General features: G+C 60.7%; 13 protein-coding genes. 8 read left to right on the top strand and 5 right to left on the bottom strand.

Features of this window, described 5'->3' with window-relative positions:
• Nucleotides 1–565: 565 nt before the first annotated feature.
• The 4 genes from JJE47_14830 to JJE47_14815 all read right to left on the bottom strand — a co-directional run bounded on the left by JJE47_14830 (nucleotide 566) and on the right by JJE47_14815 (nucleotide 5,501).
• Nucleotides 566–1,630: a 3-isopropylmalate dehydrogenase gene (locus tag JJE47_14830; protein MBK5268694.1), complete on the bottom strand. Its 1,065-nt coding sequence runs from the start codon at nucleotides 1,628–1,630 to the stop codon at nucleotides 566–568.
• A complete protein-coding gene (locus tag JJE47_14825; GenBank protein MBK5268693.1) occupies nucleotides 1,627–3,147 on the bottom strand; it encodes a 2-isopropylmalate synthase in 1,521 nt (506 codons plus the stop codon). Before JJE47_14825 ends, JJE47_14830 begins: the two co-directional genes overlap by 4 nt.
• 104 nt (nucleotides 3,148–3,251) lie before the next feature.
• Nucleotides 3,252–3,752 (bottom strand): acetolactate synthase small subunit, encoded by a 501-nt coding sequence (ilvN, locus tag JJE47_14820; protein MBK5268692.1) that lies wholly within the window; start codon nucleotides 3,750–3,752, stop codon nucleotides 3,252–3,254.
• Entirely contained in the window at nucleotides 3,753–5,501 is a 1,749-nt protein-coding gene (locus tag JJE47_14815) for an acetolactate synthase large subunit (protein MBK5268691.1), read from the bottom strand.
• Nucleotides 5,502–5,632: 131 nt separating this feature from the next.
• Here JJE47_14815 and JJE47_14810 point away from each other — a divergent pair, with 131 nt between their 5' ends.
• The 4 genes from JJE47_14810 (at nucleotide 5,633) to JJE47_14795 (ending at nucleotide 9,061) form a co-directional block, all read left to right on the top strand.
• Nucleotides 5,633–6,826 (top strand): hypothetical protein, encoded by a 1,194-nt coding sequence (locus JJE47_14810; GenBank protein ID MBK5268690.1) that lies wholly within the window; start codon nucleotides 5,633–5,635, stop codon nucleotides 6,824–6,826.
• Nucleotides 6,827–6,922: 96 nt separating this feature from the next.
• Nucleotides 6,923–7,135 (top strand): hypothetical protein, encoded by a 213-nt coding sequence (locus tag JJE47_14805; GenBank protein MBK5268689.1) that lies wholly within the window; start codon nucleotides 6,923–6,925, stop codon nucleotides 7,133–7,135.
• Between the two features lie 208 nt (nucleotides 7,136–7,343).
• Nucleotides 7,344–8,429 carry a tRNA epoxyqueuosine(34) reductase QueG gene (queG, locus tag JJE47_14800; protein MBK5268688.1) on the top strand — a complete coding sequence of 362 codons (1,086 nt, stop codon included), beginning with the start codon at nucleotides 7,344–7,346 and terminating at the stop codon, nucleotides 8,427–8,429.
• A complete protein-coding gene (locus JJE47_14795; GenBank protein ID MBK5268687.1) occupies nucleotides 8,426–9,061 on the top strand; it encodes a hypothetical protein in 636 nt (211 codons plus the stop codon). The genes queG and JJE47_14795 overlap by 4 nt, the downstream gene beginning before the upstream one ends.
• Before the next feature lie 92 nt (nucleotides 9,062–9,153).
• Here the strand turns inward: JJE47_14795 and JJE47_14790 are convergent, their stop codons facing one another.
• Nucleotides 9,154–9,558, bottom strand: a complete 405-nt coding sequence (locus JJE47_14790; protein ID MBK5268686.1) for a hypothetical protein — start codon at nucleotides 9,556–9,558, stop codon at nucleotides 9,154–9,156.
• 189 nt (nucleotides 9,559–9,747) lie between these two features.
• Between JJE47_14790 and ilvD the strand changes: the two genes are divergently transcribed.
• The 4 genes from ilvD to JJE47_14770 form a co-directional block, all read left to right on the top strand.
• Nucleotides 9,748–11,427, top strand: coding sequence for a dihydroxy-acid dehydratase (gene ilvD / locus JJE47_14785; protein MBK5268685.1), 1,680 nt, complete (start codon nucleotides 9,748–9,750; stop codon nucleotides 11,425–11,427).
• A gap of 54 nt (nucleotides 11,428–11,481) precedes the next feature.
• On the top strand, nucleotides 11,482–12,147 hold the full coding sequence (locus tag JJE47_14780; GenBank protein ID MBK5268684.1) for a zinc ribbon domain-containing protein: 666 nt from the start codon (nucleotides 11,482–11,484) through the stop codon (nucleotides 12,145–12,147).
• Entirely contained in the window at nucleotides 12,147–12,473 is a 327-nt protein-coding gene (locus JJE47_14775) for a hypothetical protein (GenBank protein ID MBK5268683.1), read from the top strand. Before JJE47_14780 ends, JJE47_14775 begins: the two co-directional genes overlap by 1 nt.
• Nucleotides 12,473–12,985: hypothetical protein (locus tag JJE47_14770; protein MBK5268682.1), on the top strand; the 513-nt coding region annotated here is incomplete at its 3' end. The genes JJE47_14775 and JJE47_14770, both read left to right, overlap by 1 nt.

Below are 12,985 nucleotides of genomic sequence, written 5' to 3'. Positions count from 1 at the left end.
GGGTCGGTGTGTCGTTGTGTCGTTGTGTCGTTGTGTCGTTGTGTCGTTGTGTCGTTGTGTCGTTGTGTCGTTGTGTCGTTGTGTCGTTGTGTCGTTGTGTCGTTGTGTCGTTGTGTCGTTGTGTCGTTGTGTCGTTGTGTCGTTGAGCGTGCCGTTGTTTGGCGGCGAGCCCCCCTACCCATCGCCTACGGTGATGGGGCCCTTCCCCCCGGACGCTCCACTTCGTTTCGCTGGAGGGACCGACAGGGGAGCCCGTTCCCGGTGACGCCTAGGCCGCCGTCGTTGCGTCGTTGCGTAAGTGTCATTCCATAAGACCGTCGAACCGTCTCGACGGACCCTGCTGTGCCCTGGCGTCGCTGCTTCGTTGAGCAATCGTTATTCCATAAGACCGTGACAAGGTCAAATACTGACCCGAAGTTTGCCCTCGTGTCGTCGCATCGCTGCGGAACCGTCAGCCAACACCGGTCCTGATCAATCGAACGTTGTTGTTGGCGCAACGCTGCGAAAGCGACGGCTTGGGGCGTTCAAACCGTTCAATGACCACTCGATTGTCGGCCGTAGGTTGTTACCCGGCGACGCGTTCGGCGATCAGGTCGCCGATCTGGTCGGTTGACATTCCCATATTGGGACCGCCCATCGACTTGAGCTGTGGGAGAACGGATGTTGCCGCGACTTCGAGAGCAATCGCCGCCTCTGGTTGGCCAAGGTCGTCCATGCACATGGCCGCGGATAAGACGGCGGCCACCGGGTTGGCCCAGCCGTTGCCGGCGATGTCAGGGGCCGACCCATGAACAGGTTCGAACATCGAGGGAGCTCCGTGGGCGGGGTTGATGTTGCCGGAGGCAGCCATGCCAAGGCCACCTTGGATGGCTGCACCAAGGTCGGTCACGATGTCACCGAACAGGTTGTCGGTGACGATGACGTCGTAGCGTTCGGGCGTATTGATCATGTGGAGACAGAGCGCGTCTGCATGGACATACTCAAGTTCGACGTGCGGGAACTGAGGAGCCAGTTCTTGGGCGGTGCGCCACCACAAGTCTCCGGCGAAGGCCATGACGTTCGTCTTGTGGGCAACGGTGAGCTTGTTGTTGCGCTTGGTTGCCCGTTCGAAAGCGTTCAGGATCACCCGCTCGACTCCGTGGCGGGTGTTGATCGAGTTCTGGGTGGCGATCTCGTATGGGGTCCCCTTGCGGAAAAAGCCACCGGACCCGACGTATGAGCCCTCGGTATTCTCGCGGATCACCAGGAAGTCGCACCGATCGGGTGTCAGGCCGGCGATTGGGGTGGGGACTCCCTCATACAGTTTCACGGGTCGGAGATTGACGTACTGGTCGAATTCGAACCGGATCCGGAGGAGCAAACCGCGCTCAAGAACGCCCGGTGGGACGTCGGGAGTACCAACGGCTCCCAACAGGATGGCGTGGTGACTACGGATCTGCGTTAGCTCGTCATCGGGTAGAACCTCTCCGGTGGTCAGATACCGATGGCCACCCAGATCGAAGTGGGTGTACTCCAGATCGAATTTGAACCGGTCGCCGGCGGCGGCAAGCGCCTTGCGGGCCTGCTCCATGACCTCCGGGCCAATGCCATCGCCATCAATCGAAGCGATCTTGTAGGTATCCATGCTCATGCCTCCTTGGGCTTGGATCCTACGGACTTATTGAGCGCAGCGACAAAAGCTCGTGCCGATCCCTCCACGACGTCGGTGTCAATGCCTCGACCCGAGTACGTGTGGCCGTCGACTCCGATCACGACGTTGACTTCAGCCATGGCGTCTGCTCCGGCAGTGACGGGGACCACGCGGTAATCGATGAGTCCGGCGGTAACCCCGAAACCCTGTTGGAGAGCCGCGAACGCGGCATGAACCATGCCGTCGCCTGTTCCGGAGAATGACTCCTGGCGGCCGTTCAAGAGCAGGGTTACCGTGGCGGCCGGCGTGATGTCGTGGCCACCCGCTACATGCATCCCGACGAACTGAACTGCGTTTTCACCTTGGGGTGTGTCTGAAACGATCAGGCGGAGCTCCTCTTCGTTGATCTCCACCTTCCTATCGGCCAATTCCTTGACACGGTTGAATGCCCGTTGGAAATCCTCGTCTTCGAGCGACACACCGATCTTGTTCAGAGCATCTTGGAAGCCGGCGCGCCCTGAGTGCTTGCCGAGCACAATCTGGGTGCCTGACTGGCCAACTGCCGCCGGGTCCATGATTTCATAGGTCAAACGATCCCGCAGAACGCCATGTTGGTGAATCCCCGATTCGTGGGCGAAGGCGTTACGGCCAACGACGGCTTTGTTGAACTGCACCGGGTATCCGGTCAGGCGAGAGACGAGTCGGGAGGTATCGAACAGTTGCCTTGAGTCGGCTCCGATCTCCACTCCGTACTGGTCCTCCCTGGTCTTGACCGCCATGATTACTTCCTCGGTCGACGTGTTGCCGGCTCGCTCGCCGATCCCGTTTATGGCGCATTCGATCTGGCGAGCGCCAGCATGGATCGCCGACAGGGAATTGGCAACGGCCAAGCCAAGGTCGTTATGGCAGTGGGTTGACACGATGATGTCGTCGCGGCCCCGGGTGACTTCGGCATACACCTGTCCGAGGAGTTCGACGAACTCGGTCGGCGTCGCGTAACCAACTGTGTCGGGAACGTTGATGGTGGTCGCCCCAGCATCCACCGCCGCCCGACACACCGCAATCAGGAACTCCGGGTCGGTTCGGGTGGCATCCTGAGGGGAGAACTCGACGTCATCGACGTAGCCGCGAGCCCTGGTTACGCCTTCGACGACCGACTTCATAACGTCGTCCGGACTCATCCTGAGCATCCGTTCCATGTGGATGGCCGAGGTTGATTGAAAGACATGGATCCGGTACTTCTCAGCGTGCCTCAGTGCATCGTTGGCGCGGTCGATGTCATCGGGGTGGCAGCGAGCAAGGCTGGCGATGACCGGACCTCGGACCTCTCGGGCGATGTTCGATACTGCTTCGAAGTCTCCGTCCGATGAGGCGGCGAAGCCGGCTTCGATGACATCGACCTTCAGGGCGGCCAGTTGATGAGCGATCGTCAATTTTTCGGTTGGGGTGAGGGCGATTCCGGGTGCTTGCTCTCCGTCGCGCAGTGTCGTATCGAAGATGATTAAGCGGTCTGACATGTTGGGTTGCTCCTTAAAAGACTCGGCTGAGGAATTCACGAGATGCCGACACGGATTGAATCCGGTCGGCTAGATAAGGAGCCAGCCGGGTACGCCAGTGCTTGTCATTGTCCGACGGCTTTCAGTTTGCGGGCCTTGTTCTCACGGCTCAGGGCGATCCGACCGGACTTTGCCATGTCGATCACGCCGTATGCGCGAACCAGTTCGAAGAAGTCCGACAGCTTGGCGGGGGTGCCGGTTACCTGAAACGTGATAGAGCTCTGACCGACGTCGATCACTGTTGCTTTGAAGATGGCACCGATTTCGAGCACGTCTGATCGTGCGCCGCTTGTCGTGCTGATCCGCACCAACATGATCTCTCGCTCGACCGACCGTTCTCTGTCCAGTTCGGTGATCTTGACCACGTTGATGAGTTTGTGGAGCTGCTTTTTGACCTGTTCAAGTTCGGGTGCCTCAACCACGATGGTCATTCGCGACATGCCCGCTTCGGCGGTGGGACCGACCGCCAACGAGTGGATGTTGAAGCCGCGTCTGGCCAGCAGCGATGAAACCCTGGCGAGCACGCCTGCCTTGTCTTCGACAAGAACACTGAGTGTGTGTTGCATCTAGAGGTCCTCCGGTCCGAGCAAGACTATGTCATTTGACCCGCCGGCCGGAACCATCGGGAAGACCATTTCGTCGCGGTCGACCACAAACTCGACGACGACCGGGCGGTCGTTGATACTCATGGCCTTTTCAATGGCCGGTGCGACCTCGCCCGGGGTTTCGGCCCGGATGCCGGCACATCCCATTGCCTCAGCCAGCATGACGTAGTCGACGGCTCCAACGCCTAGCTGGCTAGCTGAAAGTCGGCCACCGTAGAAGAGGCGCTGCCATTGCGTAACCATGCCGTGCTGTGAGTTGTTGATCAAAGCGATCTTGACCGGGATACCTTCAACGGCCGCCGTGATGAGCTCCTGAGAGGTCATCTGGAAGCATCCGTCACCGTCGATCGCCCAGACGAGCTCGTCTGGCATACCGGCTTTGGCACCGACAGCCGCAGGCACCGCGTAGCCCATTGTGCCGAGCCCGCCGGAATTGATCCAGGTGCGAGGCTTCTCAAAGCCCCAATGGAGTGAAGCCCACATCTGATGTTGGCCAACGCCTGACACTACGATGGCGTTTCCTCCCGTGATCCGATGCAGTTCCTCGATCACAAACTGGGGTTTGATCTTGCCGTCTGGCTGCTGATCGTATTTGAGCCCTTTTTCGCGCTGCCATCGGTGGAGCTGTTCCAGCCAGGTAGCCCGCTCAGGGGCTGGCCGGTCGCCCCATTCTTCGAGCATCGCCTCGATGACCGCTTTGGCATCTCCCACGATCGGGACTTCGGCCTCGCGGACCTTCCCGATCTCGGCTGGGTCGACGTCGGCGTGAATCACCCTCGCGTCCGGGGCGAAGAAGTCGGGGTCACCGGTCACCCGATCGTCGAACCGGACCCCAAGGGCAATGAGAACATCGGACTTCTGAATGGCGGTTGTTGCGGTGTACGTCCCATGCATACCCGGCATTCCGAGGGTGAGCGGATGGGAATCGGCCACGACGCCCCGACCCATCAGCGTGGTCACCACCGGGATATTCATTGCGCTGACGAGTTGACGAAGTTCGTCGGAAGCCTCGGCCTTGATGATCCCGCCCCCCACGTACAACACTGGCCGTTCGGCTTGCTCGATGAGGCGAATCGCTTCTTTGATACGGCGCGGATGAGGGGTAACCGTTGGTTTGTAACCAGGAAGGTCGAGAGCGGTCGGGTCTTTCCATTCGATCTGGGCATTGAGGACGTCCTTGGGAACGTCGACGAGCACCGGACCAGGGCGTCCCGAGCGGGCGATGTAGAAGGCCTCGTGAACGACGTTGGCGAGGTCATTGGCGTCGGTCACAAAGTAGTTGTGCTTTGTGCACGGCATCGTGATGCCGGTCGTATACGCCTCTTGAAAGGCGTCATTGCCGACCGACGTCGTGGCCACCTGTCCGGTGATGGCGACCATGGGGACCGAGTCCATCAGCGCGTCAGCAAGTGCGGTAACGAGATTGGTGGCACCTGGACCAGAGGTGACCATACAGACGCCGACGCGCCCCGTGGCCCAGGCGTATCCAGAGGCCATGTGGCCGGCTCCCTGCTCATGTCGAGCGAGAATATGGTTTATGGGGGAGTCATAAAGGGGGTCGTAGGCGGGGAGGATTGCTCCGCCCGGCAGTCCGAACATTACGTCAACGCCCTCAAACTCCAAGGCTTTGATCAGTGCTTGTGCTCCGCTGATAGTTGGCATGGTGGCCCTTTCCGGCAACAAAAAACCCCCCGTTCCCGGAGGGCTCATCAACACACACGTCGGGATGTGACGTGTGTGTCTACCTAAGTACGATCGTCGTGATCTGCATATCAGAGCCGAGTATTGCAGCCACGCCCGGTTAGGTCAACATGGCGTTGCGGACCTGGCACAATGGCAGTATGGACGGCAAGCTGGTTACGGAAGCGGTGTCTGCCGCTCGCCGCGCCCTGAACGAACTGGAACCAGTCGAGATACCACCCCGACTACGGCGCATTGCGGCGTCCTCTGCCAGGTGGCTGCCCGCTCCGCTCGAACGAACATTGATCGAAGCGCTTGATGAGCACGAATGGCTGCGTGTCAAAGCCCTTGAGGAGTTGCCGGAGGAGAACAATGGACCGTCCCGTCTGTTCTTGGAACGGCTGGATGGATGGGAAACGGAGCTGGACGGTCTGGTTGCCGAAGATGCCTCAAGTGCCGACCAGCGGCTGATCGGCCAACTCACCAGAGATATCGAAGGGTTGGCTCTGCAGCGCGATCAAGCGAAGGACAAGGCCAAGGCGATCCAGGCTCTGCTTGATGGGGAGCGTGCCGACCATCGACAAGCCATCGCCGAGCTCCGGGACGAACAAAAACCGGCTCGACACCCGGCGCCTGACCAATCGCGGTTGATTCAGGAACTTAGGGATCTAAATCTTGCTCTTTCCGACCAGTTGGCGGACCGTGAGATGCGACTCGAAAAGACGAGAGCCGACCTCCTCAAGGCCCGACGGGCGATTCCGAACGCCGAATCCCGAGACTCCAGTGGCCGGTCGGCAGATCCCGTGTCGCTCGCTCGTGAACTCGACAGGCTTATGGTCACCGCCCGACCCGACGCGGTGCTTGCCACCGACGCAAGTATCGCAAGTCAAGGCGGGACGACTCAGGCGACTACCGGTGATGAACTCCGGCTCCCTCAAGGCATCACGCCGGATTCGGCCGCGGCGATTGGCTATCTCCTCGGCCGGTCCCAGCCCACCTGGGTGATCGTCGACGGCTACAACGTCTCTTTCCATGTCGACGGAGCCGGGTTTTCGACACCGACCGCCAGGGCGAAAGTGGCCTACGGGCTCGCCGGCATGGGGCTTCGGGCGTCCGGCCCGATGCGGATCACCGTTGTTTGGGACTCCACCGAAGAAGCCACCGAAGGCCCGGCCGCGTCCGGCGTCGAGCGAAAGTTTGTCGCCGACGCCGATGAGGAAGTTCGGCGCCTTTCCAAGCAGAGGCAAGGTGATGTCGTGGTAATCAGCACCGATCGCGAGATCCACTCCGGGGTAGCCCCCGGCACCCTCGTTCTGTGGTCAGAGGCGTTCGCCGAATGGTTACGGACCCGCTGACCATCGTCCGGAAGGGTCGGGCCGTTTTTTGTCACACCCCCTCGATACTGTGTGGGTATGGATGCCAGATGGAACCAGGACAAGACCGAGGGCTCGATGGTCATCGATTGCGACGACTGTGTCATGCAGCACACGGATGCGTGTGATGACTGCGTGGTAACAGCTCTGTTGCATATCACCGATCATCCTGTCCGATTGGTCAAGGCGGAGTCCGAAGCATTGGGAAACCTTGCGGAGGTGGGCCTGGTGGCGCCATTGCGGTTAGTCCCAGCGGTCGAACGGGGGATAGAGGTGGAACGTTCGGCCTGAGCGGGCTAGGTCCAAGGGTCTCCGGAATCCGGGTTTCTGACCAGTAACAGAACCAGATTCTTGAGATTGCGCACTGGCGTTACTGCTGGCAAAACAGATGGTCCGAAGGTAGGGAAGTACCTTCGGACCATCTGTATCCACTTTGGCTTGCTCATCTCACCGCATTCCCGGCCCTCTGGCACGGTCATAGGCATGCCAGACTGGGTCTGTGGACCAGCACCGACTCAATCAACGGGCCGTCGAAGGCGGCTTGAATGCCATCGGAGTGTGCCTGGCCGACCCGTTTACCGAAGTGGCCAAAACGTTGACCGATCGAAAGTCGGAGGGACTCAACGGAAAGCTCGGGTTCACCTACGTCCAACCGGAAGTGTCGACCGATATCCGTCGTACCTATCCATGGGCAGAGCGTCTGGTCGTCGGCATCCGCTCCTACGTTCCCGAATCCGGCACCCCGGAACACGCTCCGGTGTCGGCGGTGGTCGCTCGATTCGCCGTTGATGATGCCTATCAACCGCTCGTCGCCGGCCTGGAAATCGTCGCGGACGCCTTGCGAGCGGAGGGCTGGCGAGCCGAAGTGATTGCCGATGACAATCGACTCGTTGACCGGGCCGCCGCCGTCCGGGCGGGAGTCGGCTGGTGGGGGAAGAACACGATGGTGCTCGCCCCCAAAGTCGGTCCCTGGGTGTTGATCGGGTCCGTGGTCACCGATGCGCTCCTTGAAATCACGCAGCCCATGAAGCGCGACTGCGGCACATGTGATGCCTGTATTCCGGCGTGTCCGACCGGAGCGCTCGTTGCGCCCGGAGTGCTTGACGCCCGCCGATGTCTGGCAGCCTGGGCTCAGGCACCCGGGGTCATCCCGGCCGAGTATCGAGAAGCGATGGGGGATCGGCTGTACGGGTGCGATGACTGCCTCGATGCCTGCCCGCCAGGAATCCGCCTGCTGGACTCCGCCACGCTGGCCCGGGGCATGGTCGACATCCGCTGGTTACTCGGCGCTTCGGATCAAGAGCTGCTCGATCGGTTTGACCGCTGGTACATCCCGAAACGAGATCCGAAGTATGTCCGTCGCAATGCTCTCATCGTGGCGGGCAACAGTGGAGATCCGACACTGGTCGACCAGGTCGTTCCCTATCTTGGACACCCATCGTCCATCGTACGTCAACACGCTGCCTGGGCGTTGGGTCGCATTGGAGGGTCGGATTCGGTGGCGTCACTTGAGCAGGCGCGGCATGATGAGACCCTTTATGAGGTGAAGCGAGAAATCGACGTGGCCCTTCAGGAGGCCAGATGACCCGCATCGGACTTCGCGCCCTCGTCGTGATACTCGTCGCGGGTTTCATTGGTATTGGCAGTCACCATCCGGCTCAGGCTTGCTATTGCTCGCAACCGAAGCTGTCAGAAGCGTTCAATTCGCCCGATACGGCGGTTGTCGTTGTGGGCGGGATCGTTGGGGAGATGGTGGTCGAAGGCTCGTTCCCGATCGCAGGAACTCTGACCATCGAACTATCAGACGTGTATCGCTCGCACAGTCTTGAATCGCCGGTGCGAGTCCGAACGGCGGTTGGCGGCAGTGCCGCTTGCGGCTTTGATTCGTTGCCCACGGAGCCGTCGGGTTTTGTGCTGGTTCCGTTGGAGTCCGGAGAACTCTGGACTGGCTCGTGTGAAGGCTCCTGGACCGCCGAAGAGGTTCGATCCACCGCCCTGGCACTGGGGATCGAGCGATCAGGTCCAATCGGTGCGGACGGGAACATCCTTGCCCCAACGGCTGGCACGCCGGCGAGCAGGTCGGTTGCAGACAACGTTGAGCGTTTTCAGGCCCGATGGTGGATCTTTCCGTTCGTCCTGATTGCCTTTGGTGTCCTGCTTCGTCGCCGACAACGAGACGGGGCTTTCAACACGTCCGGAGATCCCGCAGACGATTGACCCGATGGTTACGCGTCGCCGAGCCGCCTGCTGGCCGATGCGCCGGAGCGAGAGCGGGTTCTGCCGTGGTCCCGTCGGTGCTGTGGCTCCCGCTAGCTGCTGGCGAACAGGGATTGGAGAGGGGCGACCGCCACGATATCTTCTGCCTTGGCAGCGAGATCGGGATCGATAGTGACCAGGGCGTCGGCCTGGAGGTCGACGATCGCCGGGTATTCCGCGTCGCGCAGAGTCTCCCAATCGTGTTGGAGTGCGATGCGCCACGCCAGACCGCGTGAAACTCGATCCCCGAGCAGTCGCATCTTAAGTCCCGTCAATCGTTCGTGTGTCTCCAGGGCGGCCTTCTCGGTGCGTTTGCCGTGGCGGACGTCGTCCAACAACAGTTGGAGTGCGTCGGAACGGATGGTGTTCGGAGCGACGAGTTGATGGTTGGGATCGACGCGCAGGTTCTGGTCAAGGAGGTGCAGCAAGGTGGGGGCGTCAATGAGGTAGCGCGCCATGTTCTCAGTGTACCGGCAACCGTCTCTTCTCCCTGAACGAGCGCCATGTGGCGATTCACACGGCCCGCTCCCTTGATTCTTTCGCCTGGCTCCGATGTGGATGTGGGATTCCTGGAGTCGTCAGGTCTCAACCTCCCGAGTTGCTCGATAGTTGGTCGCGGTCGCGCCACTCAGGGTAACCTCACGGTTATGGCCGAACTGAATCGATACTCCCGCCGCATCACCCAACCACCGTCCCAAGGCGCCTCACAGGCGATGCTCTACGCCACCGGGCTAACCCGTGAGGACATGGACAAAGCCCAGGTGGGAATTGCGTCCATGTGGTATGAAGGCAACTCGTGCAATATGCACCTCAATGATCTTGCCGCCAAGGTCAAAGAAGGCGTCGTAGCGGCAGATCTCGTCGGGATGCGGTTCAACACCATTGGTGTCTCAGATGGCATATCGATGGGGACCGACGGTATGTCGTACTCGCTCCAATCTCGTGATCTGATTGCCGACTCGATCGAGACCGTCATGGGGGCGCAGTGGTACGACGGTCTCATCGCCTTGCCGGGATGCGACAAGAACATGCCTGGCACGATCATGGCCATGGGTCGGCTCAACCGGCCAGGGATCATGGTCTATGGAGGGACCATCCGGGCTGGGATCGGAACGCATGGCGAACCCCTCGACATCATCTCGGCCTTTCAGTCCTACGGTGAGCTTCTCGCTGATCGCATCGACGACGCCGCCCGCCTCGACATCGTCCGCCTGGCCTGTCCGGGAGCCGGAGCCTGCGGGGGCATGTACACCGCCAACACGATGGCTTCGGCGATTGAGGCGCTCGGAATGAGTCTGCCGTACTCGTCCTCGCGGCCGGCTACCGACCCTGACAAGCTCCAGGAGTGCTTCGACGCCGGCGCCGCCATGCGCAACCTTCTCGAACTCGACCTCAAGCCGGGTGACATCATGACCAGGGAGGCTTTCGAGAACGCCATGACCATCACCATGGTGCTGGGTGGCTCGACCAATGCCGTCCTCCATCTCATCGCGATGGGTCGGTCGGTGGGGATAACGCTGACCCTCGATGACTTTCAGGACGTCAGCGACCGGACGCCGCTCCTCGCCGACATGAAGCCATCAGGAAGATACGTGATGGAAGACCTGCACGCGGTTGGCAGGACGCCGGCGGTACTTAAATTGCTGGCCGAGCAAGGCGTACTGAACGGTGACTGCATGACCGTTACCGGCCGGACGATGGCGGAAAACCTCGCAGAATTGCCCGGCTTCGCACCAGGGCAAACCGTGGTCCAACCATGGGCGTCTCCGATCAAGGAAACCGGTCATCTCCAGATGCTGAAGGGGAGCCTGGCCCCGGAAGGTTCCGTCGCCAAGATCACCGGCAAAGAGGGTCTTTTCTTCGACGGCCCCGCCAAGCCGTATGACTCCGAAGAAGAAATGCTTGCCGCCCTTGAGCGTTCCGAAATTGGTCCGGGCGACGTGGTCATCATCCGGTTTGAGGGTCCGAAGGGCGGGCCAGGCATGCCAGAGATGCTTCAACCGACCTCGACCCTTATGGGGGCAGGCCTCGGAGATTCAGTCGCCCTGCTTACCGACGGTCGCTTTTCTGGTGGGTCGCACGGATTCATCATCGGTCACATCACCCCGGAAGCCCAGGTCGGGGGCCCAATCGCTCTCGTCGAACGGGGAGATCGAATCGTGATTGATGCCGTGGCCAAATCGATCGACCTCCTCGTCGACCCGGACGTGATGGCAGCAAGACGGGCGGCCTGGACGGCTCCGGCGCTCAAAGCCGAGCGGGGAACCCTGGCCCGATACATCCGAACGGTCAAATCGGCTTCCGAGGGTTGTGTCACGGACGAGTGACCGGAACGAAGAACATCGTTCCGACGCCCGTTCTGCGGTACCCTATCGATCGGAATGAGCCTGATATGTTCGACATGCGGAGCGACCAACGCTGATACTGCCATCTGGTGCAATCAGTGTTACACGCCGTTTTCGAAACCAGAGGCCTCCGAGCCGTTTACGGCGTCAGTTGCCACGGCTCTTGCCGAGCAGCCTTCTGGGAACCTGTCATCGGGAGGCGAGGGCGCCGGGGAAACGGCTGTGGCGGCTGCGTCAAAGCCTGATCCAACCGGAGCAGGCTGGACATGCACGTCGTGTGACAGTCCGAACCCGCTCGATACCAACTCGTGCACCGTCTGCGGTGCCTCCATATATGACGCCTTCGGCGCCGAGCGACATTCCAGTCCTGATGTAGAGCCGCGGACCGCCCTCCTCTGGGCGTTGTTCCTGCCGGGGATGGGGCATGTCAAGACCGGTGAGGGGCTCCTGGGGCTTACGCTGGCAGCACTCATTGTCTTTTCAGCCGTGGCGTCCGCTTCTTTTGCGAGTGCTTCGCAAAGTGGGGCGGCCCTGTTCTTTGGGATGGTCTATTTCGGTCTTTCGGCCACTTCCATCGTCGATGCCGTGTCTCTGGCGAATGGGAACACGCCGCTGCTCTACGGGAGGCGTATCACGATCCTGGCAGGCGTTCTCGTATCTGTCATCATCATCATGGTGATCAGTCAACTGGGCGGTAGTTGATGATCCCGATCTACTGGATAGCGTTCGGGTTGGGCTTGCCATCGCTCATCTTGTGGATACTCATACGCGGCCTAGCTGATGCCGACGTGCTGGTTCGTTTCGACCCCGAAAGACGGATTCCGCGTTTCAAGCTTGTCGTGGCTGGTGTGCTCGGATTCGGTATGGCCGGTCTTTCCAGCTCGTACGCCGGCTGGTCAACTGGGATGTCGGTGGTGGCAGCTGCGGCTGGCGCGGTTGCGTCGGCCTGGTACGCACATCGGGTCGATGATGAGCCGCTTTCCGAGTCGCCGGGCCCCTCCGGTGACTCGTCGGCTCAGCATTCCTAGTGCTCATCATCAGTGATCTCCACGGCAATCACCAGGCGGTACGTCGTTTGGTGAGGCGGGGCGAGCCCCTCATCATCCTCGGTGACTTTCTCAACTATGTCGACTATCGAACCGGCGAAGGCATGGTGGCCGAGGTACTCGGCCTCGACTTCGCCCTCCAGGTTGCTGCCCTCCGGGCCAGACAGGACTTTGTAGGTTGGCGAGAGTTATGGGGCCAGGCTTCTGGTGAGTTCGAGGGGGACATCCGGGCCGCATTCAATCGGGTCGCTCGCCGCCAATACGACGAGATGCGAGAAGCGCTCGTCGGGGCATCTGGTTACGCGACATTTGGAAACGTCGACGTGCCCGAGCTTCTCAAAGCTGCGCTTCCAACCGAGATGTCCTTCGCTCATGGAGAAGTCGTGGAGTTCGCCGGCTATCGCATCGGCTTCGTCGGTGGTGCCCATGCGGCTCCGCTGGAGGGCTCAATCTCGGTCTCAGAATCTGACGTTGAATCGATGTTGAGCAGTTTC

The organism is Acidimicrobiia bacterium, assembly GCA_016650365.1.
Taxonomy (GTDB): domain Bacteria; phylum Actinomycetota; class Acidimicrobiia; order Spongiisociales; family JAENVV01; genus JAENVV01.
Note: the sequence above shows the minus strand (reverse complement) of the source record. Positions and strands in the feature narration are given on the sequence as shown.